The sequence below is a fragment of the Filimonas lacunae genome, assembly GCF_002355595.1.
GTDB lineage: Bacteria > Bacteroidota > Bacteroidia > Chitinophagales > Chitinophagaceae > Filimonas > Filimonas lacunae.
The window spans coordinates 6,117,870-6,143,411 of sequence record NZ_AP017422.1 but is presented as its reverse complement, the minus strand read 5'-3'; the positions used below and the strand labels follow the sequence as shown (position 1 = coordinate 6,143,411).

16 protein-coding genes are annotated in these 25,542 nt (G+C 44.2%); all 16 read left to right on the top strand.

Translation table 11 applies throughout. The features are described 5' to 3' along the window. The 16 genes from FLA_RS24030 (at position 1) to FLA_RS23955 (ending at position 25,540) form a co-directional block, all read left to right on the top strand. Complete coding sequence (locus FLA_RS24030) at positions 1–1,464, top strand: TolC family protein (protein WP_076375124.1); 1,464 nt, start codon at positions 1–3, stop codon at positions 1,462–1,464. A 9-nt stretch (positions 1,465–1,473) separates the two neighbouring features. Further along, positions 1,474–2,139 (top strand): ABC transporter ATP-binding protein, encoded by a 666-nt coding sequence (locus tag FLA_RS24025; RefSeq protein WP_076375122.1) that lies wholly within the window; start codon positions 1,474–1,476, stop codon positions 2,137–2,139. A 25-nt stretch (positions 2,140–2,164) separates the two neighbouring features. Further along, the gene (locus FLA_RS24020) at positions 2,165–3,382 is read left to right on the top strand and encodes an ABC transporter permease (protein ID WP_076377276.1); all 1,218 of its coding nucleotides are present in this window, start codon (positions 2,165–2,167) and stop codon (positions 3,380–3,382) included. A 24-nt stretch (positions 3,383–3,406) separates the two neighbouring features. After that, positions 3,407–4,582: an ABC transporter permease gene (locus FLA_RS24015; protein WP_076375120.1), complete on the top strand. Its 1,176-nt coding sequence runs from the start codon at positions 3,407–3,409 to the stop codon at positions 4,580–4,582. Between the two features lie 36 nt (positions 4,583–4,618). After that, on the top strand, positions 4,619–5,992 hold the full coding sequence (locus tag FLA_RS24010; protein WP_076375118.1) for a sigma-54-dependent transcriptional regulator: 1,374 nt from the start codon (positions 4,619–4,621) through the stop codon (positions 5,990–5,992). Next, the gene (locus FLA_RS24005) at positions 5,976–7,235 is read left to right on the top strand and encodes a sensor histidine kinase (protein ID WP_076375116.1); all 1,260 of its coding nucleotides are present in this window, start codon (positions 5,976–5,978) and stop codon (positions 7,233–7,235) included. Before FLA_RS24010 ends, FLA_RS24005 begins: the two co-directional genes overlap by 17 nt. Positions 7,236–7,343: 108 nt before the next feature. Continuing rightward, entirely contained in the window at positions 7,344–9,683 is a 2,340-nt protein-coding gene (locus tag FLA_RS24000; RefSeq protein WP_076375114.1) for a TonB-dependent receptor, read from the top strand. A gap of 288 nt (positions 9,684–9,971) precedes the next feature. Then, positions 9,972–11,642 (top strand): peptidase domain-containing ABC transporter, encoded by a 1,671-nt coding sequence (locus FLA_RS23995; RefSeq protein WP_076375112.1) that lies wholly within the window; start codon positions 9,972–9,974, stop codon positions 11,640–11,642. A gap of 9 nt (positions 11,643–11,651) precedes the next feature. After that, the gene (locus FLA_RS23990; RefSeq protein WP_076375110.1) at positions 11,652–13,016 is read left to right on the top strand and encodes an HlyD family secretion protein; all 1,365 of its coding nucleotides are present in this window, start codon (positions 11,652–11,654) and stop codon (positions 13,014–13,016) included. Then, complete coding sequence (locus tag FLA_RS23985; RefSeq protein ID WP_076375108.1) at positions 13,017–14,408, top strand: TolC family protein; 1,392 nt, start codon at positions 13,017–13,019, stop codon at positions 14,406–14,408. Between the two features lie 348 nt (positions 14,409–14,756). After that, positions 14,757–15,938 (top strand): FecR family protein, encoded by a 1,182-nt coding sequence (locus tag FLA_RS23980; RefSeq protein WP_076375106.1) that lies wholly within the window; start codon positions 14,757–14,759, stop codon positions 15,936–15,938. 144 nt (positions 15,939–16,082) lie between these two features. After that, on the top strand, positions 16,083–19,496 hold the full coding sequence (locus FLA_RS23975) for a SusC/RagA family TonB-linked outer membrane protein (RefSeq protein WP_084205990.1): 3,414 nt from the start codon (positions 16,083–16,085) through the stop codon (positions 19,494–19,496). Between the two features lie 68 nt (positions 19,497–19,564). After that, positions 19,565–20,980: a RagB/SusD family nutrient uptake outer membrane protein gene (locus FLA_RS23970; protein ID WP_170022686.1), complete on the top strand. Its 1,416-nt coding sequence runs from the start codon at positions 19,565–19,567 to the stop codon at positions 20,978–20,980. A gap of 27 nt (positions 20,981–21,007) precedes the next feature. After that, on the top strand, positions 21,008–23,524 hold the full coding sequence (locus FLA_RS23965; RefSeq protein WP_076375100.1) for a zinc-dependent metalloprotease: 2,517 nt from the start codon (positions 21,008–21,010) through the stop codon (positions 23,522–23,524). Next, positions 23,508–24,569: a TlpA disulfide reductase family protein gene (locus tag FLA_RS23960; RefSeq protein WP_076375098.1), complete on the top strand. Its 1,062-nt coding sequence runs from the start codon at positions 23,508–23,510 to the stop codon at positions 24,567–24,569. The genes FLA_RS23965 and FLA_RS23960 overlap by 17 nt, the downstream gene beginning before the upstream one ends. Before the next feature lie 44 nt (positions 24,570–24,613). Beyond that, entirely contained in the window at positions 24,614–25,540 is a 927-nt protein-coding gene (locus FLA_RS23955; protein WP_076375096.1) for an ABC transporter ATP-binding protein, read from the top strand. Positions 25,541–25,542: the final 2 nt, after the last annotated feature.

Here is a 25,542-nt window from a genome sequence, read left to right as displayed (position 1 = left end):
ATGAAACGGAGCAAGCATATGGTGTGGCTATTGTTGTTGTTAACCGGCTATGTAGCTGCACAGCAACCGGCAGATACCCTGCGGCTGAGTTTACAGCAGGTAGTGCAACTGGCGAAAACGCAATCTATTGCAGCCCGGCAGGCGGCTACTATACGCAAAACCCGGTATTGGCAATACCGCACTTACCGTAGCAATTATCAACCCCAGTTATCTTTGAATGGAATATTGCCCGGATATAATAAAACCTATACTGAGGTACAGCAGCCAGACGGGTCGGTGCTGTTTCAGCCGGTGCACAACAATAATTCTTCTGTAAACCTCTCTTTCAGCCAAAGCATTGCTGCTACCGGGGGCAATATTTTTGGCACTACGCAGCTGCAGCGGTTCGATGATTTTGAAAGTGAGGTAACCTTATACAATAGCGTACCGTTTGGTATAGGCTATACACAGCCCTTATGGCAATTCAACCCGCTGAAATGGGATAAAAAAATAGAGCCATTAAAATACAGGGAAAGCATACAGGGGTATATTGAATCGATGGAGCAGATTGCTATTGTGGCAAGTGGTTATTTCTTTGACCTGCTGCTGGCTCAGGTGAATCTGCAGATAGCAGAAACGAATTTAACCAACACGAAGATGATACAGGAGATAGCCAGGGAGAAGCTGGCGTTGGGGAAAGTTTCTAAGAACGAAATGCTGCAACTGGAATTAGAACAATTGAAGTCGCAAAAGGCAGTGGGAAGTGCACGGCGTGATTGTGAAATAGCGGCATTGAACCTGCGCAGTTATACCGGGTTGTCGCAAGCCGATCCTGTGGTGCTGATGCTACCGGAAACGGTTATTAATATGGAAGCAAAGGCCGATAAGGTGCTGGCAGAAGCTTACGCCAATCGTAGCGATGCTATTGCTTTTACCCGACGTATTGCCGAAGCCCGCAGGGATGTGGCTAAAGCCAAAGGCGATAATGGGCTCAATGCTGCCTTAACTGCACAGCTGGGATATTCGAAAAGTGCGCCTACCCTGGGTAAGGTATACCGGCAGCCGCAGGATCAACAGGAGGTGAGTATTACATTCTCCATTCCCCTGTTAGACTGGGGACGCAGCACTTCCCGGTTGAAAACGGCACAGGCCAACATGGAGTTTACCTCCTACGAAGTAGAGCAGGCAAAACAGGTGTTTGTGCAGGAAATATACACACAGGTAACCTTGTTTACCATGATGCAGGAACAGCTGCAATTAACAATGGAAGCAGATGGTATTGCCACCGAAAAATACCAGATAGCCAAAGACCGGTATGTGTTGGGGAATGTAAGTATTACCGATTTAAGTATTGCTTTCCAGGAGAAAGACCAGGCCAAACGCGATTACATTTTTGCCTTGCGTAATTTCTGGGGTGCTTATTACCAGTTGCGATATCTTTCCTTATACGACTTTGAAAAGCATGAAAAAATTCACTATCAATAAAACCTGAGTATGATACGATTAACCAATGTAGAAAAGGTATACCGTACCGATACGGTGGAAACACTGGCCCTTAGCAATATTAACCTGGAAATTGGAAGAGGTGAATTTGTATCTGTAATGGGCCCCAGCGGCTGTGGTAAAAGCACCTTGCTGAATCTTATGGGTTTGCTGGATGCGCCCACCAAAGGGGAAATGGTGATAGATAACACCCCATTACAAAACTGGAGCGACAAAAAACTGGCGCAGTTTCGTAACCAGAAGCTGGGGTTTATTTTCCAGAGTTATCACCTGATCAATGACCTGAAAGTACTGGATAATGTAGAGTTGCCCTTATTGTACCGGGGCACTTCGGCGCGTGAAAGAAAACAGTTGTCGGCAGAAGCATTGGGAAAGGTGGGACTTAGCAATCGTATGAAACATTTTCCTTCTCAATTGTCAGGTGGACAAAAGCAGCGAGTGGCCATTGCCCGGGCTATTGTGGGCAAGCCGGATATTATACTGGCTGATGAGCCTACAGGTAACCTGGATAGCGCTATGGGAAACGAAATTATGGACATTCTGCTGCAGTTGAATGTAAAAGAGGGTACCACTATTATTATGGTTACACACGATGAGCATATGGCGAATAAAACACATCGTTTGTTGCGCTTGTTTGATGGTGCCCAGGTGCAATAATTATTTCACATTCATATTGCTTAACATGCTTATTAACTATTTGAAAATAGCCATAGCCGTATTCAGGCGCAGAAAATTTTTCTCCTTTATCAGCTTGTTTGGTATTTGTTTTACACTGGCTATGATACTGGTGCTGGCTGCTGTACTGGATACCGTATTGCTGAAAAATTACCCTGATGCTAAAAGAAGCCGTTGTTTATATATCAAGGGTATTTACGAAAAAGGGGCTACCAGTTTTAATGGCGGAAGCCTTTCCCGGTATTTTATCGATCATTATCTGTATTCACTAAAGCAGCCGGAAAAGATAGCGGTGGTGAGCATGCAGTCGGCTACGTATAGTTATTTCAATGACCGTAAAGTAAGCTTTGAATCGAGGTCGGTAAATGCGGCTTACTGGGATATTATGGACTTTACCTTTCTGGAGGGTAAATGTTTTACGGCAACGCAGGAGCGTTTGGGTGAAAGGGTGGCGGTGATAGGGGAGTCGCTCCGGAAAGATTATTTTGGCAATACTACCGCTGTAGGAAAGTATATTGAAATGAACAGGCAGCGCTACCGTGTAGTAGGTGTAGTAAAACAGGCGCCTGGTTTTGGTTATTACTTCTCAGGAAATTTTTTTATACCTCTTAGCCTGGATTATGTTACACAGTCCACTTCTTTTTATGGGAATTATTATGCCATCCTGATGGCAACGTCTGCCACAGCCGTAACAGCGATGCAAAATGAGTTTGATGCTATGGCAAAGCGTATTCCTCCCTCCAACCGCCCCTATGCGTCAGTAGTGGTTTGTAAAGCACAGAGCTATAGCGATTCGCTGATAGAAACCGTGAATGATATTGATGGTTTCTGGCTGCTATGGGGTTCGGTGGGCATATTTGTGTTACTGATTATGGCGCTGCCTGCTATTAATATGGTGAACATAAATATTACCCGTATTATGGAAAGGAGTTCGGAAATAGGCGTTCGTAAAGCTTTTGGTGCTTCACGTGTTACATTGGCCGGACAGTTCCTGGTAGAGAACCTGCTGCTTACCCTGTTGGGCGGCCTGGCGGGTATAGTGGTAGCCTGGCTGGTGCTCCTGTATATTAACCAAACGAATGTTTTTGAATATACTGCACTCACTATCGATTTTACTGTATTGCTTACAGCGTTTTTTACCTGCCTGGTATTTGGTTTTATCTCGGGCGTATACCCGGCATGGCGTATGTCGCGTATGCAGGTGGCAAAAGCTTTAAAAGGATAAGATATCCATAAAATGAATTTGACTATGTTACAACATTTGATAACACTTACCTGGAATAAGAAGAGAAAGCACGCATTACTGGTAACGGAAATGCTGATTTGTTTCCTGGTGCTGTTTGCTGTTTTTACTTTATTAACCGGATTATATCGTAATTATCGCAAGCCATTAGGTATGGAGCCTGACAACCTGTGGTCTGTTTACCTGCCTGTACATTACCCTGCACCTCCGGCAGACACATTGCAAACACAGCAACAACTTATCCGTAACAGTCTGCTGGCTGTACCCGGTGTACAAATGGTAAGTTTTAGTTCATGGAATTTACCTTTTTATGATATAGCCGTGCAGAATGCGGTCACATATAATGGTCGTAAAATCACCGCTGTAAACTGGTATATAGCAGATGAACACTTTGGCCCTGTTCTGGGTATTACTATGGCAGAGGGTCGTTATTATGCGCCACAGGACAAAACTGCTGCTATAAAGCCCCTGGTTATTACCCAGGCATTAAGCAAGGCTTTGTTTGGCGATTCTGCTGCTGTAGGTAAACGTGTAAACGCCTGGGGTAATTGCCAGATTATAGGAGTTACCAATGATGTGAAATTCCAGGGAGATTATCGCAAACCCGGGTATGCGGTGTTGCAGAATGCAGATACCAGTGAGCTGAGTCAGTTAGCCAGATTGGTAGTAAAAGTAGCCCCCGGATCGGGATATGCCCTGGAAGGAAAAGTGTATAAAATCCTGGCCAATGACTTAAAGCTGGATGGTATTGTTATAGAAAGGATGCCTGAATTGCGCAAGGTGATCAACAGCAACTCTTTTATTCCTGCTGTAATTACCTGTATTGTAAGTGTATTCCTGGTAGGAAATGTGTTACTGGGTTTATTGGGAGTGCTCTGGTATACTATTAGCCAGCGAAAAGGTGAACTGGCTTTGCGCAGGGCAGTGGGGGCTACCGCAAAAAACATTGCCGCTCAACTGGTTACCGAATCATTATTACTGGTTTCACTGGCATTGGTGCCCGGCGTTATTATAGCTGTTCAGTTCCCGCTTTTGCATGTGTTTGATGTAGAAAGCGTAGTGTATTATATGGGCCTGTTACTGGCTACAGCAATGCTGGTAGTGCTGGTGCTGTTATGTGCCTTGTATCCGGGCAGGCAGGCGGCGGCCATTCTGCCTGCTGTGGCATTACATGAAGAATAAAAAGTATACTTTTTTGTTATCTTGCTACTATAAACGATGATATTAATTATAGATGATGATATAGCGGTACAAACCTCCCTGCTGTTGCTATTGCAGCAGGAAGGTTTTGCTGCTATAACCGCAGCTTCTGTGGAAGAAGCTTTAACGGCATATGAAAACAACCCGGTTTCCCTGGTAATACTGGATTTGAATTTTTCTATTGAAACATCCGGATCGGAGGGGATGGCGTTGTTACAGCAACTAAAGCAACGGAACAGTAGCCTGCCGGTGATACTGATTACCGGGTGGGGCACTATTGAACTGGCAGTGCAGGGGATGAAACTGGGGGCTGGCGATTTTATTAACAAGCCCTGGAGCAACGATCATTTGCTACAGACTATACGCACCTTGCTGCATTTGCAGGATAGCAAGCCAGAGCAGCATAGCCGCAGGCAACTCAACAGCCTGTACCAGCTGGCGCCTATTGTGGGAGAAGACCCGCAATTGTTGGAAGTGCTGGAAACAATAGGGCATATTGCTGCTACAGATGCACCGGTGCTGATAACCGGAGAAAGTGGTACCGGTAAAGAGTTGATAGCGGAAGCGATTCATCAAAATAGCCTGCGCAACGGCAAGGCCTTCGTAAAAGTGAACCTGGGCGGCATTGCCACCTCGCTTTTTGAAAGCGAAATGTTTGGTCACGTACGTGGTGCTTTTACCGATGCCAAAACAGACCGCATTGGCCGTTTTGAGATGGCCCATAAGGGTACTATTTTCCTGGATGAAATTGGTGAACTGGATATGAGCAGCCAGGTAAAGCTGCTGCGGGTATTACAGGATAGAACGTATGAAGTACTGGGAAGCAGCCGCACACGCATGGTGGATATGCGGGTGGTATGCGCCACTAATCGCAACCTGGAAGATATGGTGGCGGCAGGTACATTCCGGGAAGATCTTTTTTATCGTATTAACCTGATTACCGTACGCCTGCCCTCTTTGCGGGAAAGGACGAAGGATATTCCGTTGCTGGTACATTTTTTTATAGATAACCTTAAAATCCTGTATCGCAGGTCTGAATTAAATGTTACGCCGGCTGCCATGAAGTGGTTACAGCAACTGCCTTTTCCGGGTAATATTCGTCAGCTGAAAAACCTGATAGAGCGTTCCGTACTGGTAAGCAGAAAGCCGGTTTTGGATGTGGGCGATTTTCAATCACAGCTGGCTATGTCCTCCGTTAAAAAAGGTAATATTCAATTGCCGGAAGTGGGTACCGTTACTTTAGATGAGCTGGAAGTGCAGATGATAAAAAAAGCATTGGATTTTCATAAAAACAAAGTAGCCAAAGCGGCTGTATCGCTGGGCATTACACGCAGCTCGCTCTATCGCCGGCTGGATAAATACAATATTCCTTACGATGAAGCTGCGGACTAAATACATATTGTTTGTAGCCCTGCTGCACAGCATTGCGCTGGTGCTGGCTTATATCGCATTGCACGAATATCCGCTTTGGTTTATTGTATCGGAAGTGCTGGTAGTACTTTCAATGGTGATTGCCTGGCATTTATACCGGCAGCTGATAACACCTTTGAAGCTGTTAATGCAGGGAGCGGAAACTATACAGGATAAAGATTTTACAGTGCGTTTGCTGCCTACTGCCAGCCATGAAATGAATAAGCTTATTGCTATCTATAACCAGATGATTGATGAACTGCGTAAGGAACGCACTTTGCAGGAGCAGCAACATTTGTTTTTGCATAAATTAATCAACACGTCACCTACAGGCATTATTGTACTGAACTACGATGAGCGTGTGCAGCAGGTAAACCCCAGAGCGCAACAGTTGCTGGACAGTTTACCCGCGCAATTTTTAGAAAAAGTAATTCAGCTGCCCTCTGGACAGCGAAGCTCCTTTAGTGTAAATGGGGTGGTTACTTATAAGTTGCAGAAATCTCATTTTATAGACAGAGGGTTTGCCCGCCACTTTGTGATGATAGAAGAACTGACAGAAGAAATTCTGGCGGCCGAAAAGAAAGCGTATGGAAAGGTGATACGGATGATGGCCCACGAAGTGAATAACAGCATTGGGCCTGTAAATTCCATACTACAGTCGGCACTCAGCGCAGGCAGTCTATGGCAGGATGGTGGACATCGGCCCTTGCAGCATGCGCTACAGGTGGCCATTGATCGCAATTATAACCTCAACAGTTTCATGCGTAATTATGCCGATCTGGTACGTCTGCCCATTCCGGTAATGGCCCGTATTAATTTACAACAACAGATGCATGCTATAGCGCTGCTGATGGAAGCCAGGGGGCAGGAAAGGCTGGTAACTATTCAGGTACTTGCCAACGAACCTTTTTATATAGAGGGAGATGAACGCCTTCTGGAACAGGTGTGGATTAATGTAGTAAAAAATGCGATGGAAGCGATAGGGGATAATGGCTTGATAACTTTGCAATTATGCCCTCAACAGCGTTTGCTGGAAATTATTGACACTGGAAAGGGAATAAGCGCCGATACCGCCGCTCAATTATTTACGCCTTTCTTTAGCACTAAAAGAGATGGTCAAGGCATTGGACTTACACTGGTGAAAGAAGTGCTGTTGGCGCATGGTTTTACATTTTCATTACAACAGGTGCAGGAGGGGAGAACTGTATTTACTGTCAACTTTTAAATGATTGGCAGGATAATAATTTCATATTTCGTTAATGGATTTCCCTTTTGCGACAATTTTGTTCGTTTGTAGTCCGAACCTTTGCGCCATTATTTCCACACTACTATCATGAAACAATTTTTATTATTATCCCTGCTGCTGTTATTGCAGCCGCTTGCGCACAGTCAGAACCAACCCATAGCTATTAAAGGACAGGTGCAATCGAGCGATGGCAAACCGCTTCCGGCTATTTCCGTACAAATAGAAGGTACTCCTTATGGCACTTTAACGGACGATAGGGGCTTTTTTTCTTTTAAGAAATTAAAGCCGGGTAAGCACGTGCTGAAGTTATCAGCTGTTGGCCTGGAAGCACAGGAACAAACAGTAGAGGTAACAGCAGGTCAGACTGTTGAAATGAACTTTGTTACCCGCGAAACTGCTTTAGAGTTAGGGCAGGTGATTGTAAACGCTCAAAAGAACAGGTATGCACGGAAGTCGAGCGAGTCGGTAGCCAGAATTCCGCTCAAAAACCTGGAAAATGCGCAGGTATATGCTACTATTACTTCTCAGCTGATTAAAGACCAGGTTCTGGTTGATTACCGGGACGCTTTCAGAAATGTATCGGGTGTTAATTCTCTGGAGCAAATATCGAATGGCCGTACCAGTGCTTTTATACGTGGTTTCAGAACCGGTAACTATATGCGTAATGGTGTAGTAGCTTCGCAGCTGACTGCTACCGAAATTGCTAACCTGGATAGAATCGAGGTAATTAAAGGTCCATCAGGTACTTTGTTTGGTTCTTCTTATATATCCTATGGTGGTGTTGTGAACAGAATTACCAAGAAGCCCTTTGATTCCGCACAAACTACCATTTCCTATACAGGTGGCAGTTATGCATTAAGCAGGATTGCGGTAGATGTCAATGCGCCTTTAAATAAAGAAAAAACAGCTTTGTTTCGTGTAAATGCCGCTAAACACTATACGGGAAGCTTCCAGGAAACCGGTTATCAAAGCAATTACTTTATAGCACCTTCTTTCTCTTACAAGGTCAATGATAAGCTTACCTTTTTTGCTGATATGGAAGCTTACAGTAACCAGGGAACCAACACTGGTATCGGTTTTTCTCCTAAAGCCGGTATTGGTATGACAGGATACCAGGATTTGAATAAAATATATAATCGTAATTATGGCTCCAATGACCTGGTGTCTAATTTGAAGGGATATACCTTTTATACAAAAGCTGAGTATAGCATTAACAACAACTGGAGCCTTAGTGCCGTATATAACTATGCCGGAGTAGATGCTACCAATCAATACCAGTTTTTGCCTTCTTTTAAAAATGCCGATACTATTTATCGTGGCATACAGCGCTATTCTCATAATTATTATAACCAGAATGCACAGGTAAATCTGAATGGAGATGTAATTGTAGCCGGTATTAGAAACCGACTGGTACTTGGGGTGGACGTGAATGACGCTGTTACAAATCCTACTTATTTAAAAAACATAACGTTTGATTCAGTAAGTATTATGGGAGTGACTCCTTATATCTCCATGGATAAGGTGCAGCAAATGTTTAGTCAAAAGAGTTTTACTTCCGCATCCAAGTCAAAGATTACCTATTACGGGGCTTATTTTTCTGATGTAATCAATATTTTGGAAAACCTGAACGTAATGATTGGTGGGCGTTTGGATAAGGTAGATTCAAGAGGTACCACTAACCTGTTAACTGGTGCTACCGCTGCTGCATTTACCAGAACTACTTTCTCTCCTAAAGCAGGTGTGGTATATCAGTTGATAAAAGATAAAGTTTCTTTATTTGGTAATTACCTGAATGGATATACCTATTCAGCTTCTGTTGATAAAAATGGTAATCACTTCAATCCCGAACAGGCTAATCAGTTAGAGGGTGGTGTTAAAACTGAATTAATGAATGGCCGGTTATCAGTTACGGCTAACTACTATCATATCAAAGTAAAAGATAAGCTGCGTTCCGATCCAACTGTTGCTGCTTCCACTGGTTTCCAGGTGCAGGATGGGGCACAGGTAAGCAAAGGGGTAGAACTGGATATTGCTGCCCATCCGGTAAATGGGTTGAATATTATGGCAGGGTATGCTTATAACGATAACCAGTTTACGTCCGGTAATCCTTCAATCGTAGGTAAAATAGCCTCTCATGCACCTAAGCATATGGCTAATGCCTTTGTTAATTATCGTCAACCTAAGGGGAAGTTAAAAGGGCTGGGGCTGGGAGCTGGTGTAAACTATAATAGCATTAGTTATTATGATGACGCTAACACGTTTACTGTTCCTGAGTTTGTAGTGTTTAACGGCGTACTTTCTTACGACGTTCAAAACTGGACATTAGGTTTGCGGGTAGATAATCTTACGAATCAGAAATACTGGGGCCCCTGGGGCAACCCCCAGCTGCCCAGAAATTTTGCAGCCAGCGTATCTTTTAAGTTTTAGCACCTATATGTTTTTTGTAAAGTCCATGATCTTGACTGTCTGGGTTTTCAAAAAGGGAGGTTATAACCATCAAAGTGGTTATAACCTCCCTTTTCTATGTATTATTAAATGAATAACAATTAGTATTGGCTAAGTAGCGGCTTCCTCAGGATAGGGAAGGATAGCTTGTTGTTAAGTTAAGAAATGTTAAACTCTGCCTTTCTAATCTCATTCTAATCTGGTTCTAATACCCTACTAAGTAGTCGCTGCTATCTTGCCCACCTCAAAACAGGAAATAGATACAGCTATATGGCAACAGACAAAATTTCGATTGGCAAATCCTTCCTTCGGTTTTATAATATACTGCGGCTGGACAAAAAGGATGTAACGGCCATTTACATACTGGCTATACTGGCCGGGTTACTGCAATTATCGGTGCCGCTGGGCGTACAAACGATTATTAGTTTTGTAATGGCAGGCTCTTTCTCCACCTCCATTGCAGTGTTAATTATCATGGTAGTGCTGGGGGTGCTTTTTAATGGTCTGCTACAGGTGAGGCAGTTACAGGTAATAGAAAAGATGCAGCAGAAAATTTTTCTGCGCTATTCTTTTGAGTTCAGCGACAGACTGCCTAAACTGAATGTGGAAAAACTGGATAGTTATTACCTGCCCGAGCTGGTAAACCGTTTTTTCGACACCGTTTCGCTGCAAAAAGGACTGGAAAAGCTATTGCTGGATTTACCAGCTGCAGTAATACAGGTGCTTTTTGGTGTGTTGCTGTTGTCGTTCTATCACCCGGTATTTATTGCATTCGGCGCTTTACTGCTCATTATTGTTATTATTATCCTGCGCTTAACTTCTCCGCGTGGTTTGGCTTCTGCTTTACAGGCCAGCGATTATAAATATCATGTAGCTGCCTGGCTGGAAGAAACAGCAAGGGTGATACGCACTTTCAAGTACGCGAAAAGCACTTCCATGCACATTGAAAAAACAGACAAGCTGGTAAGTGGTTATCTCGATTCGCGCACACGCTACTTTCATGTGTTGCTTACCCAGTTCTGGAGTCTTATCAGCTTTAAAGTGATTATTACAGCAGCTATGTTGCTGGTGGGTGCTGTGCTGCTGGTAAATCAACAGATTAACATAGGACAGTTTATTGCTGCTGATATTGTGATACTGGCTATCATCAGCTCTGTAGAAAAAATTATTCTGAGCCTGGATAAAGTATACGATGCATTGGTGTCGGTAGAGAAATTAGGCAAAATAGTGGATGCAGATACAGAAGAGGGTGGATCAATCGTACTCGCGGATAACAATAAAGGAGTGCAGGTTCGTTTCACAGATGCCGGGTTCTCTTATCCCAACGGCAGCAAGGCATTAGAAAAAGTTAATCTTACTGTGCCCGCTGGTACCCTTGTTCACATTGCGGGGGCCAGTGGCAGTGGTAAGAGCACTTTGTTGCGCATGCTTACCGGTAACTATAAAAATTTTACCGGAAGCGTATTGATTGATGAAGTGCCGGTAGGCAATTATAACCTGGACAGCCTGCGTTCTCAAACAGGTATTTTATTAAGCAGTCAGGATATTTTCCAGGGCACATTGTTAGAAAATATAACGCTGGGTAATGCTATTGCTATGGAAGAGATTACAGCACTGGCTGCTAAAACCGGGCTGGATCAGTTTGTACGTTCTAATAAAGAGGGATATGATGTAATACTGGACCCTACGGGTAAACGCTTATCGCACCATGTAAGGCAAAACATCCTGCTGGTAAGGGCATTGTTGGGTAAACACAGGTTGTTGCTGCTGGAAGAGCCGTTTGCGCATCTGGATGAAGAGTGCAGAAAGCAGATGTTGGCACTGATAAAATCCGAAAGCAACGCTACGGTGTTTATTGCTTCAGAGGATGAAAGTCTTTCAGATAGCTGCCATATGGTAGTGCGTATGAATAAAGGAACCATTCAAAACAACCCTGCATAAGTGAATAATATGGAAAAATTTATTACTGCTAATATAGAAGAAACGTTGCCTGGCAGTAAGTGGCAGGCATTTGGAAAAATTTACCGTATCCGCCATAAAAGCAATATCAAACAATGGTTGCTGGGAGTGTTGGTGGTATTAATTATTGTAATGTTTTTGCCCTGGACGCAGAACATCCGCGCCAAGGGAACGGTGACCACCCTGCGCCAGGAGCAGCGTCCGCAGGAGATAAACACGGTGATAGCAGGACGTGTGGAGAAGTGGTATGTAAAAGAAGGTGATTTTGTACAGGCGGGTGATACCCTGCTGCGGTTGGGGGAAGTAAAGGTCGATTATTTCGATCCTGAATTACTGCCCCGTACAAAGCAACAGATCACTGCCAAGCAGCAAAGTATTGAAGGGTATAAGAACAAAGCCAATACTGCCGTAACACAGGCCAAAGCGCTTGCCCAGGGACGTGAATTAAAACTGCAGTCACTGGAAAACAAGTTGCAGCAACAGTATTTGAAAGTGATCAGTGATAGTACAGACCTGATAGCAGTAGAAAATGAGCTGAGTGTATACAAACGCCAGATTGCCGCCGCACAGCTGATGCTGGACAGTGGCTCTATATCGCTGGTGGATTTTGAAAAGCGTAAAGTGGGTTACCAGAATGCAAGCGCTAAGCGCATCAGCAGTCAGAATAAACTGGCTCAAAGCAGACAGGAATTAATAGCGCTGCGTATTGAAATGAACAGTGCAGTGCAGGAGTATACCGATAAAATATCCAAGGCAGAAGGGGATCGGTATTCTTCATTAAGCAGTGTTGCGAGCACAGAGGCTGATGTGGCTAAGCTGCAGAATGCTTATGCCAGCTACGATATCCGTAATAAACTGTATTATATAATAGCTCCCCAAAGCGGCCAAATAACCAAGGCACGTAAAGAAGGTATTGGTGAGATGGTGAAGGAGGGGGATATGATTGTGGAGATTGTGCCTGACCATGTACAATATGCGGTGGAAATGTATGTGGCGCCTATGGATTTGCCGTTGATGGATACCGGACAGAAGGTGCGTTTCATCTTTGATGGGTTTCCGGCTATCGTGTTCAGTGGCTGGCCCTCCAGCAGCTATGGCACTTTTGCGGGGCGTGTGTCGGCTGTAGAAACTTCAGTTAGCTATAACGGTAAGTTCCGGGTATTGGTTACGGAAGATCCGTCTGAGAAAAAGTGGCCTTCCCTGTTGCGCATGGGTGGTGGTGCTAATGGTATAGCACTACTGAAAGATGTGCCGGTGTACTTTGAATTATGGCGGAATATTAACGGCTTCCCACCAGAGTATTATAAACCTTCTGCTGTAAAAGAAAAAGACGGCGGTGGCAAAAAAGACAAATAAATGAAGCAATATATATTGTTGTTTTTTATACTGGTTACTTGTGTATTTAGTAGGGTTAGTGCCCAGCAATTGTTCACTGCAGATGATTTTATCCAATGGGTAAAGCAATTTCACCCGGTAGCCCGCCAGGCTAATTTGCAGGTGAACAAGGCTGAGGCGGAACTTACCAGTGCGCGTGGGGGCTTCGATCCTACGGTAGGCTTAAACGCCAGCCGAAAAACCTTTGATGGCAAAAACTATTATTACTATACCAACCCCGAGCTGAAAATACCAACACCTATTGGTATAGATATTAAAACCGGTTTGGAAAACAATGGAGGTAATTATATTACCTCCGAAGTTACCAAGGGGCAAACCAGTTACCTGGGAGTTGAAGTGCCGGTGGGTAAAGGCTTATTGTTTGATAAGCGCAGGGCTGTTTTGCAGCAGGCTAAAATATACGTGAATCAAAGTGAGCAGGAACGTTTAAGTATGTTGAACGATCTGTTGTTCGATGCCTATGTAAGCTACTGGCAGTGGGCGGGAGCTTACCAGTTATACAGCATGTATACCCGTTATATTGAAGTGGCCGGTAACCGTTTACGTTTATTACGCACTGCCTATAATAATGGCGATAAAGCTATGATGGATACGCTGGAAGCTTATACGCAAATACAGGGCTACCGTATGAACCAGACCGAAGCCTTGCTAAAGCTGAACAACGCATCACTGGAACTGAGCAATTATCTGTGGTTGCAAAACGACAGTGCGGTAATGTTGCCAGACCATTTCAGGCCTGATACTTTGCAATTTGCTTCGGAAAAGGATGTGTCGGCTGTGGAAGATCTGGTGTCACAGGCGCTGGAAAAGCATCCTGATTTGCGCAGCTACCAGTTTAAGCTGGATGGGCTGGAAGTGGAAAGGCGTTTGAAGTTTCAAAGCCTGTTACCTTATATTAATCTGAAAGCCAATCTGCTGAACAAAGATTATTATGTGTTGAAGAATGTGAGCGGCACTATGCTGGAGAATAACTACAAATGGGGTATCGAATTAAAGATGCCGCTGTTGTTACGGGAAGGAAGGGGAGATTACAGAAAGGCCAAACTGAAGATACAGGAAACTAGTCTACAGCTGGAAAACAAACGCTGGCAGTTAAGCAACAAAATACGTTCGTACTATAACGAGTATACTTTATTACAACAGCAGCTGGGAACAACCAGTAGCATGTATCGTAATTACCAGGCTTTGTTAAAGAACGAAGAACTGAAATTTTCGCAAGGTGAAAGCAGTTTGTTTGTGATTAATAGTCGCGAAAGCAAGCTGATTGAATTGCTGCAAAAGCAAACCGAGTTACGCGTAAAGTACCTGAAATCAGCTTACGCCGTATCGTGGGCCGCGGGTATGTTGCAGTAAGATGAAATAAACCATCCGTTGTTTTCTATAACACCCGGGAGCTTTCTTTTTAGAAAGCTCCCTTTTTTTGCCTGTGAATAAAGTTAATTCTCCTTTTTTGAGAGCTGTGTGAAAATGGCGGCCCTGCTTAAAAAACTTTAAGGGCCATTTTTAGCTCCTTTGTCTATATTGTAAAAAAGCAGCCTGCCGTACCTCCTGCCTGTTGCTTTTTCTTTTTTGAAAAAATAGTAAAAAAATCAGGTTTGGGTAGGTACAAAACTTTTTGAGGGTATTCTTTACTTAGAAGGCACATGTTCAGATGCCTGTAAACTGCTCACCTCTGCTTAAACTCCACACATTTATATTATTATGATTAATAAGGAAAGAGCAATATATCTGATCGAAAAAAGCTTTTCAGCCACACTTACAGAGGCTGAAAAAGCGGATTTTGAAGATTGGCTTATATCCGGCGCTAACCGTGAGGAATATGTGAGTTTGGTAACCACTCTGTTATTACAACATCCGGAAACGGTTGCTTATAACGAAACTTACTGGCAACCGGTGCTGGATAAAGTACTGGAAGCCGACAGAACTAAAGAAGCGGCACCTGTACGCACGTTATACAGCCGTTTTCGTAATCGTATATGGGCGGCAGCGGCCGTGCTGGCTATATTATTAACAGGGGGCTTATTCCTTCTGGTGCGTAATAAACCTGCTACAAGTGGCTTACAAGTAAACCTGGCTAAAATAGCGCCAGGCCATAAAGGTGCCTTGCTAACATTGGCTAATGGCAAAGTGGTGGAGCTGGATAGCTTGCCTAATGGGGTTGTGGCTACTGACAAGGGAACGGTTATTACACTGCAAAACGGACAACTGGTATATAGCAACACAGCTGATAATAAAGGAGAGATTGCTTATAATACTATTAGTACTCCATTGGGGCGCCAGTTTGAATTGAACCTGCCTGATGGTAGTAAAGTATGGCTGAATGCAGGTTCTTCTTTGCATTACCCGGTAGTGTTTGAGGGTAAGGATAGAAGGGTAGAGATAACAGGCGAAGCTTATTTCGAAGTAGCTGCTAAAGCAGGAGTCCCTTTTATAGTAGAAGCCCCGGGTAATAATACTATAGAAGTGTTGGGTACTGAGTTTAATATTAATGCCTATGCCAATGAGGCTAAAGCAGCCACTACATTAATCTCGGGAGCTGTACGTGTAAATGCCGGAAAGCAGGCGTTGCAATTGCAGCCTGGCCAGCAGGCATTGGTAAGTGCAGCTAAGGAAGTAGAATTGAATAATCACCCTGATATAGCACAGGTAACTGCCTGGAAAAACGGAGTGTTCAATTTTGAGAATCAGAAACTGGAAGTGGTAATGCGTCAACTGGCCCGCTGGTACAATATAGAAGTAGCATACGCAGGAGCTGTACCTAATATTGAGTTTTTTGGCGAGATGGGTAAAAACCTGAACCTGCTACAGGTGTTGCAGGTATTGGAAAAATCGGGTGTGAAGTTTACTATGAATGAAGATAACAAACTGATTGTAATGCCTTAATGAGATAAAGACATTGGAGTTTTTTGGGCAGGTAGTAACAAAAAACCGCTCCGGGTAGTGACCGGAACGGCAAGTAGTTAAGGCCGCCTGATTCATATAGTCACGCAAGACTGCTTAATCATTTAACCAAACTGTTACAAAGTTATGCAATTTAACACTCTTTGTAACCGGCTGCTTCATGCTGTAATTTATCAGCAGTTACCCGCAGGTATTTACCACAGGGAAGAAAGCCGGTTTATGGCCAAAACGGTGAAAATTATGAAATTGACCACTGTACTGCTTTTAGCTTTCTGCTTACATGTGAGTGCAAAGGTGTCTCCTCAAAGCATCAGCTTTAAAGGGAAAGATGTGAAACTGGAGAAGGCTTTTGCTGAAATTAAGGCCCAGACGGGCTACCTGGTTATTGGCAATAAAAAGCTATTGAACAATGCCGGAACTGTAACTATTTCTGCTGAAAAAATGCCGTTGAAACAATTCCTGGATCTGTTGTTGAAAAACCAGGGGCTGCAATATTCTATTGAAGCACAAACTATTATTGTATCGGCAAAGCCAGCTGTGCCTGCTACACCTCCTGCCGGCTATGCCCCAGTTGAATATATGGCTCCGCCTCCGCCAATCAAAGTAATTGGTTACTTATTGCGTCAGGACGGTAGAGATGCATTGGTGGGTGCTACGGTGCAGGTGAAAGGCACTAAATCGGGTGTTAGCACTGATAATCAGGGTAAGTTTACCCTTGATGCCAATGAAGGCGATCTGCTGGTGATTACTTATGTAGGTTTTGAAACCAGAGTGGTAACTGTAAAAGGCCCTAATATGGGAGTTATTTACCTGTCTGCTTCTCAAAACCAGCTGGATGAAACGGTAGTAATGGCCTATGGCACTACTACACGTCGTTATAACACTGGTAATATTGCACGTGTAACTGCAGAAGATATAGCCAAGCAACCTGTTACTAACCCTTTACTGGCTTTACAGGGCCGTATGGCAGGCGTACAGGTTACCCAGGCTAATGGTGTAACCGGTTCTAAGGTAACCTTGCAGGTGCGTGGCCAAAACTTTATTGGCACCTCTACTATTGGTCGGAATGATCCTTTATATGTAATTGATGGTGTTCCTTTCCCTTCTACTGCTATTAATAGATCTATCAGTGGTTCAAGCGCTGTGGATGGCGCCACTGGTGAAACCAGCCCCTTTAATGTGCTGAACCCTGCCAATATAGAGAGTATTGAAATATTGAAAGATGCGGATGCTTCGGCTATCTATGGATCCCGTGCTGCCAATGGTGTTATCTTAATTACTACCAAAAAAGGCAAAGCCGGTAAAACTACTTTCAGTGCCAATGTGTGGACAGGTCGTTCAGTAGTAGGCCATACCCCTCAAATGCTTTCTACGCAGGAGTACAGAACTATACGCAAAATAGCCTTTGCCAATGATGGTGTAACCCCTACCACTACTAATGCTCCTGATTTACTGGTGTGGGATTCTACCAAAACAAATGATTTCTACGACAAGTTTATTGGTGGTACCATGACAACTACCGATGCCAACGGCTCTTTATCAGGTGGTGATGCCAGGAATAAATTCTTATTAAGTGCCTCTTATCATAAAGAGAATACCGTGTTTGTGAACGATCAGGGATATAAGCGTGCTTCTGTGATGTTCAACAACGATCATACTTCTCTGGATGGCAAGTTCAATGTAAATGCCTCTGTACAGTATTCTTCCGATGTGAACAACCTTTCTTATCTGGATCCTACTTCTTATGCATATGTGTTAGCGCCTAACTATCCTTTATATAATGCCAATGGTACTTTAAACTGGACTATGGCTAACCCGCTGGGTTATTTAAATGCTTCTTATAAAGCCAGCTCCAATAACCTGAGTGGTCGTGCCTTATTCCGCTATACCATTATTCCAGGCCTGGATATTAAAACCAGTCTTGGATATAATAAAATGACCACCGACCAGGTGAGGTTAACTCCCACTACTTACTATAACCCTACCTTCAACGTTACCAGCGGTACGGGTAGCTTCTCCAATTACACCCAGGAAAGCTTTATTATAGAGCCCCAGGCTACTTATTCTACCGTTATCGGGCAAGGACGTTTAAATGTATTGGCTGGCGGTACCTGGCAGAATACAAAGGGCAAAATGCCGTTTAACCTGTCTACATCAGGATATACTTCTGATGATAACCTGTCCGATCCGCAGGCCGCTACTTCACGTAGTGTCAGTGTTTCCAGCAACCAGTACCTATATGCCTCCCTGTTTGGCCGTGTTACATATAACTGGAAAAACAAGTACATTGTTAATGGTGCGGTAAGAAGAGATGGATCTTCGAGGTTTGGTCCGGACAAGCGCTTTGGAAACTTTGGTTCTATTGGTGCTGCCTGGTTATTCTCCGAAGAAAATTTTGCGAAAGCCATTCCAGCTTTAAGCTTTGGTAAACTGCGCGGTAGCTATGGTGTAGCTGGTAACGACCAAACGGGTGATTATCTATACACTGCTTTCTACACCACCACTACTGCTTATGGCGCCACTTCTGCTATTGTGCCTTCCGGTATAGCCAATCCCCGGATACAATGGGAAGTGAATCGTAAGATGGAACTGGCTACAGAGCTGGGCTTTTTGAAAGACCGTATTTTATTCAATGCTGCCTGGTATCGCAACCGCAGTAACAGTCAGCTGGTAAGCTACACGTTAAGTCCGCAGTCAGGCTTTACCAGCTATACCGCCAATATGCCTGCATTGGTAGAAAACTCCGGCTGGGAATTTTCCGCTACTACTATTAATATCAACAAGGGCAAGCTGAAGTACACTACTACTGTAAACATTACCCTGCCACGTAATAAGCTGGTGTATTATCCCGATTTAACCCAGGGGGCTGCTTCTACCTTAGCGGCTTCTTATGCCCAGGGGTATCCTTTAACCAGTTCCTTTTTGTATAAGTACCTGGGCGATGATCCTGTTACAGGATTGCCTACTTTCCAGGACGCTAATAAAGATGGAAGGTTTACTAATGGTATTTTTGATAATGGGAGAGGTGATTATCTATATGCAGGAAATACAGCTCCCCAATTTTTCGGTGGTTTAAATAACAGCCTTACTTATAAAAATTTCCAACTGGATGTGTTTATTCAGTTTACCAAGCAAAAAGGGCGTAGCATTGCGGCTACTGCTTATAACCCTCCGGGCAATGCTGCTTACTTTAACTACTCGCGTGATATGATTATCAGTTACCTGGGCACCCCTGATAAGTGGGCGGGTAATAAGAAAATTACACAAGGCTATGGCGATGCATATACTGCTTTTGGCCGTTGGGTGGCTTCAGATGCCAATTTTGTAGATGCGTCTTTTGTAAGATTAAAGAGTGTAAATCTGTCGTATACTTTACCGGCAGAACTTTTAAAAAAATGGCATATGCAAACGATAAGACTGTATATGCAGGCGCAGAACCTGTTTACTATTACTGGTTATAAAGGCTTTGATCCCGAAACCAAATCTATTTCACTGCCTCCGCTTCGTACTATTACAGCGGGTATTCAATTAACATTATAATCGGGGAAATTATGTTGTATTCAAATACATTCCGTATATCATTGATTTCAAAAATCCGTAAAGGAAAAATGTTCCTGCCTGCACTGGCTACGCTCTTTGCTTCACAGGCTATGTTCAGTTGTAAGAAAGCATTAGATCCCGAAGTTCCTGCCAGCAGAACGCCGGCGGCATTGGTGTTCAATTCCAATAATACCGCCAATTCGGCTGTTGCAGGTATGTATAGTACCATGAGTCAGTCCAGTACTCCTGTTTTTAATGGTGTGTTTACGGCGTTTGCAGGTATGTCGGCTGATGAGTTTACCTATACTTCTACGGCTAAAGATTCGTATAACCAGTTTATGGCTAACAATCTTCTTACCATCAATAATTCTGATAACTATGCTTTATGGAGTAATCCCTATACCATTATTTATCAGGCCAATGCCATTATTGAAGGCCTGGCTAACGCAGAAAGTAAAGTGTCTGATTCACTGAAGGTGCAGTATACGGCTGAAGCCAGGTTTGTGCGTGCGTTTTCGCATTTTTACCTTACGAATATGTATGGTAAAGTGCCGCTGATTACTACTACTAATATTAACGTAACGGCCACCCAGGCACGTGCATCGGTGGATGAGGTATACGCCAAAATTATAGAGGATCTTACCTACGCTGAAAATAACCTGGCTAAGGATTATAAATACTCTTCTACTGCAGGCGACCGTACCCGTGTAAACAAATGGGGGGCTGCTGCTATGCTGGCCAGGGTATATTTATACAGGGGTGATTGGACACAGGCTGCCAAACATGCCAGCCTGGTAATAGACAGCGCTGGTTTGTACAGCCTGGTAAACATTTCTACCAGCTCGCCTTTTTATAAGAACAGCGCAGAGGCTATTCTGCAGTATTATCCTTTAGTAACAGCTACCAATGGCACGTATGAAGGAACACAGTTTAGACCCGCGAGCGCTACCACTACCACGGTGTATAATTTAAGAGATACTTTACTGAATTCCTTTGAAACAGGTGATATCCGGAAAACCAGCTGGATCATGAATTACACACCTACGGGAAGTGCTATTACCTATAAAGTGCCTCTGAAGTATAAGAATAACTCTTCCACTACCTCTTATACCGGTGGTGTTTTAGAGCAATATACTTTACTGCGTTTGGCAGAAGTATACCTGATAAGGGCCGAAGCGTTAGCATATAGCAATGTTGCTGCCGGGGCTATCGATTTAAATAAGGTACGTAACAGGGCAGGCTTAGGTAATGTAGATCCTGCCGACCAAGCCGCTCTTCTGAAAGCAGTAGCTCACGAACGCCAGATAGAGCTGTTTGCTGAATTTGGTCACCGCTGGCTGGATTTAAAGCGTACCAATACGGCAAATGCTTTATTTTCTGTGTTAAAACCTGCAACCTGGAAAGCCACTGCAGTATTATATCCAGTACCAGAAGAAGCTTCAAAAAGCAATCCCAACCTATTACCACAAAACGAAGGATATTAATTAAAATATAAAAACAGGATTTAGAGTATGAAGAAGTTAGTTGCCGGTTTGCTGGTGACTACAGTAAGCTCGTGTGCTTTGTTTCAAAAACAAAGCCACAAGCCTGCTGTGGCCCCTCCTGCGCCTACTGTAAAAAAAGACAGTGCCCGCCCGGCTGGCATAAAGCCATTTAGCGATGTAATTACCGCGAAGGCTGTTACCAGAAAAGGTTTATTCACCGTGCATGAGCAGGATGGTAAATACTTTTTTGAACTGGCCGATACCATCTTTGGTCGTGATATATTACTGGTATCCCGCTTAAGTAAATCAACGCCAGGCGCCGGTAACTTCGGTGGTGAAGAAATGAACGAGCAAATGTTGCGTTGGGAAAAAGGCCCGAATAACAATGTGTTTTTACGGGTGATTACCTTAATCAGCACTGCTGACTCTACCAATCAGATTTATAAAGCCATAGAAAATTCTAACGTATATCCTATTGCAGCCGCTTTCGACATAAAAGCCAAGGGCAAGGATGGAGCGGGTGCTGTGATTGATGTAACAGATTTTATCAAAGGTGATAATATGCTGCTGGCTTTTACACCGGCTGCCAAGCGTTCTTTTAATCTTACTGCACTGGCGGCTGACAGAAGCTACGTGGTAAGTGTGCGCTCTTATCCATTGAACACGGAAGTGCGTACCGTAAAAACCTACCAGGGCATGCCGCCTGCAGATAAGCCAGGCTTACCTGCTTTGGCTGAGGCAGGAGCTATTACCATTGAAATGAATAATTCTTTTGTATTGCTGCCCAAGGTGCCCATGAAAATGCGCCATTTCGATTATCGTGTAGGGTTCTTTTCCAGCGATTATAAAAAATTCAGCGACGCCCAGCAGCAGGTACAGGAAGAAAGTTATATACACCGCTGGAGACTGGAGCCGAAGCCGGAAGATATGGAGAAGTGGAAGCGTGGCGAACTGGTGGAGCCGGCTAAACCTATTGTTTATTATATCGATCCTGCTACGCCTAAAAAATGGCGTCCTTACCTTATTGCCGGTATTAACGACTGGTGTAAAGCGTTTGAGCAGGCTGGTTTTAAAAATGCCATATCCGGTAAAGAATGGCCGGAGAATGATTCCACAATGAGCCTGGACGATGCACGCTATTCTGTAGTGCGCTATTTCGCGGCTTCTGTTGAAAATGCGTATGGTCCTAATGTGGCCGACCCGCGCAGTGGTGAAATTATTGAAAGTCATGTTGGCTGGTATCATAATGTAATGAAGCTGGTACACGATTGGTATTTTACACAGGCTGGTGCTATTGATCCGGGTGCCCGTAAGATGGTATTTGACGATACCTTAATGGGGCAGCTGATCCGTTTTGTGTCGTCGCACGAAATAGGTCACACACTGGGCTTACGTCACAACATGGGAGCCAGCAGTGCTACGCCTGTAGAAAAATTGCGCGACAAAGCCTGGGTAGAAGCGCATGGTCACACGGCTTCTATTATGGACTATGCACGTTTTAACTACGTAGCGCAGCCGGAAGATAATATCAGTCATGCCGGTATCTTTCCCCGTATTAACGATTATGATAAGTGGGCTATCCAGTGGGGCTACACGCCTATTCCCGAAGCGGCCACTGGTAAAGAGGAATTGCCTATCCTGAATAAATGGATCAAAGACAGCTTAAGTGCTAACCCGCGCTTATGGTTTAGTGGTGAGGGCAAAGATTACGATCCACGTTCACAAACTGAAGACCTGGGTGATAACAGCATGAAGGCAAGTGAATATGGTATGAAAAACCTGATGCGCATAGTGCCTCATTTAATTGAGTGGACGAAAGAGCGTGACGGGGATGATTATAACAACCTGGCTACTATGTATAAAGCGGTGATGACGCAAAGAGAGCGTTACCTGGGCCATGTGTTGAAAAACCTGGCCGGTGTTCCGCAAACGGCTAAGAGTGTAGATCAGGCTGGTGCCATTTATGCGTATACGCCGCGGGCTATTCAAAAAGAAGCAGTTGCCTTTTTGTGTAAGTACGAGCTGCAAACGCCGGAATGGTTGCTGGACACTGCTATTTTAAACCGGATCAATAACCCCGGTTTGGGTGAGCCTGTTTCTGAAGGACAAGGTACTATGTTAATGCTGATGATGTCAGGCGGCAGGTTAACCAGGCTGGAAGCACAGGTGAACCGCTTTAAGGACAAAGACATGTACACGCCGGAAGAACTGCTGAGCGATATTGAAAATGAGTTGTGGAGTGAGCTGCGCACCGGCAAGCCTATCGATTTTTATCGCCGCAAGTTACAGCGCAGCTATGCAGATGGTTTAAAAGGATTAATAGATGCTTCACAGGTAAAGGGTGGCGTCGCTGGTTTAATTGCTTCTATGTCGGCACAGCAGATGGCGAATTCTGATATGAAAATACTAGCCAAAGCGCACCTGGTAAAAGTGCAGAAAATGGTGGCTGCTGCTATCCCAGGCGTAAAAGATGCTACCAGCAAACAGCACCTGGAATTTATACTGGACGGCATTAAAAAGTTCTTCGATGACAAGAATAAGTAGTTTGTTTATTACAACCCTGGCCCTGATGTTATCCACCGGTGCAGCATTATTTGCTGCGCCGGTTCCGGATAGCATGTATGTGATACAGGGACAGATAGACGGAGCCGATAGCGGGTATGTGTATGTTTCTTATGAATACAACCATCAGCCCCATCTGGATTCTGCTAAATTGATACAAGGAACCTTTGTGTTATCGGGCTATATGCCGGAGCCTTTACAGGCCGTTTTAAAAGTGTCTGGAAGCATGCAACAGTTCCCGTTCTTTACTGCTACGGATACCATTACTATAAAAGCCCATAAGCAAAGGTTGTTCGATACAGAAGTAACCGGTTCTCCCGAGCAGCAGGCTTATGCCAGCTATCGCAGGGATTATATGGGTAAGGTGCCGCCGCGTAAAGCGCCGGGCGATACTGCTTTTGCACGGGGATTAGATAAAGCAGCCGAAGATTTTATCCTGGATCATACCGGTAATTATTGTGCTGCTATGGTGCTGTACGATAAGTTTATTGTATACATGAATAAGCCTACGGCAAGGCGTTTATACAATAAGCTGGAACCCAAAGTGCAGCAATCGGCCTATGGAAAACGTATTCTATATATGCTGGATTCCGGCAACAGAACTGGCATAGGAATGAAAGCGCCTTATTTTGAATTACCCGATTCTAACGGTGTAAAGCATGCTGTTACGGAATTCAGGGGTAAATATGTACTTATCGATTTCTGGGCCAGCTGGTGCGTACCCTGCCGTAAAGAAAATCCCGGTTTGGTAAAAGCCTACCAGCAATATCATAGCAAGGGATTGGAAATAGTAAGCATTTCACTGGACAGCAATAAGCCACAGTGGCTGGCGTCGGCCGCTAAAGACAACCTGACCTGGCTGCAGTTGTGCGACTTGAAAGCATATGGTGGAGCTATCACTGAATTGTATGGCGTGCATGCTATACCGCAGAACTATATGCTGGATAAAGAAGGTAACATCATGGCTGTTAACCTGAGAGGTGAAAAGTGGGTAGAGTTTGTTAATCAGCTGTTTGCCGGAAAATAAACCAGGCAGCTATTTCTTCAACTGTGTACAATTGAAACCGGAATATGAGTACAAGCATTGTAAAAATTGAAAACCTTTCGCACAGGTACACTAAGGCCTGGGCTATTAAGGATATTAACCTGGAAATAAAAAATATTGGTGTTACCGGGCTGCTGGGCTCTAATGGAGCTGGTAAGTCTACCACCATGAATATATTATGTGGCGTGCTGAATCAAACACAGGGACGTGTGTTGATCGACGGCATTGATTTGCGTGCTTTTCCACTGGAAGCTAAAAAGCTGATCGGGTTTCTGCCACAGAATGCGCCTTTATATCTTGATCTTACGGTGGATGAATACCTGCGTCATTGCGCTTATATGCGCCGTATTCCTGATGGCCAGGTAAAGCAGGCTATGGAAGAAGCAAAAGAACGTTGTGGTGTGGCGCATTTCAGTAAGCGCCTGTTAAAGAATTTGTCCGGTGGCTACAAACAACGGGTAGGTATTGCACAGGCTATTATCCATAAGCCCAAAATGGTGGTGCTGGACGAGCCCACTAACGGATTGGATCCTAATCAGATAGCCGAGGTGCGTGAGTTGATAAAGGAAATAGGGAGCGATCGCTGTGTTATTTTCTCTTCTCACATCTTGTCCGAAGTGCAGGCTACCTGCGATTCTATCCGTATGATAGAACAAGGGCAGGTAGTGTTTAACGGTACGGTAGATGATTTTAATAACTATATCGCACCCAGTTCTATGGTGTTGTACCTGAACAATCCTCCTGCCGAAGCAGCGTTGCTGGCGGTAGAAGGGGTAACGCAGGTGAAAACGTTGGATAAACACCGGGTAAGAGTAAGCTTTGAGGCAGAACCTTCCATTGCTGAGAAGATAGTGTCGCTGAGTGTTAGTCAAGGCTGGCGATTGCAGGAGCTGCACCTGGAGCGTAGCTCGCTGGAAGAAATTTTTGCCCGATTATCTAATAAAGTAAAATAACT

What these genes read in the sequence shown, in the direction of transcription:
- FLA_RS23970 (WP_170022686.1), top strand. Translation starts at nt 19,565, where the DNA reads ATGTTCCTGCCTGCACTGGCTACGCTCTTTGCTTCACAGGCTATGTTC.
- FLA_RS23955 (WP_076375096.1), top strand. Translation starts at nt 24,614, where the DNA reads ATGAGTACAAGCATTGTAAAAATTGAAAACCTTTCGCACAGGTACACT.
- FLA_RS23985 (WP_076375108.1), top strand. Translation starts at nt 13,017, where the DNA reads ATGAAGCAATATATATTGTTGTTTTTTATACTGGTTACTTGTGTATTT.
- FLA_RS23995 (WP_076375112.1), top strand. Translation starts at nt 9,972, where the DNA reads ATGGCAACAGACAAAATTTCGATTGGCAAATCCTTCCTTCGGTTTTAT.
- FLA_RS24000 (WP_076375114.1), top strand. Translation starts at nt 7,344, where the DNA reads ATGAAACAATTTTTATTATTATCCCTGCTGCTGTTATTGCAGCCGCTT.
- FLA_RS23980 (WP_076375106.1), top strand. Translation starts at nt 14,757, where the DNA reads ATGATTAATAAGGAAAGAGCAATATATCTGATCGAAAAAAGCTTTTCA.
- FLA_RS24015 (WP_076375120.1), top strand. Translation starts at nt 3,407, where the DNA reads ATGTTACAACATTTGATAACACTTACCTGGAATAAGAAGAGAAAGCAC.
- FLA_RS23990 (WP_076375110.1), top strand. Translation starts at nt 11,652, where the DNA reads ATGGAAAAATTTATTACTGCTAATATAGAAGAAACGTTGCCTGGCAGT.
- FLA_RS24005 (WP_076375116.1), top strand. Translation starts at nt 5,976, where the DNA reads ATGAAGCTGCGGACTAAATACATATTGTTTGTAGCCCTGCTGCACAGC.
- FLA_RS23960 (WP_076375098.1), top strand. Translation starts at nt 23,508, where the DNA reads ATGACAAGAATAAGTAGTTTGTTTATTACAACCCTGGCCCTGATGTTA.
- FLA_RS24025 (WP_076375122.1), top strand. Translation starts at nt 1,474, where the DNA reads ATGATACGATTAACCAATGTAGAAAAGGTATACCGTACCGATACGGTG.
- FLA_RS24010 (WP_076375118.1), top strand. Translation starts at nt 4,619, where the DNA reads ATGATATTAATTATAGATGATGATATAGCGGTACAAACCTCCCTGCTG.
- FLA_RS23975 (WP_084205990.1), top strand. Translation starts at nt 16,083, where the DNA reads ATGCAATTTAACACTCTTTGTAACCGGCTGCTTCATGCTGTAATTTAT.
- FLA_RS24020 (WP_076377276.1), top strand. Translation starts at nt 2,165, where the DNA reads ATGCTTATTAACTATTTGAAAATAGCCATAGCCGTATTCAGGCGCAGA.
- FLA_RS24030 (WP_076375124.1), top strand. Translation starts at nt 1, where the DNA reads ATGAAACGGAGCAAGCATATGGTGTGGCTATTGTTGTTGTTAACCGGC.
- FLA_RS23965 (WP_076375100.1), top strand. Translation starts at nt 21,008, where the DNA reads ATGAAGAAGTTAGTTGCCGGTTTGCTGGTGACTACAGTAAGCTCGTGT.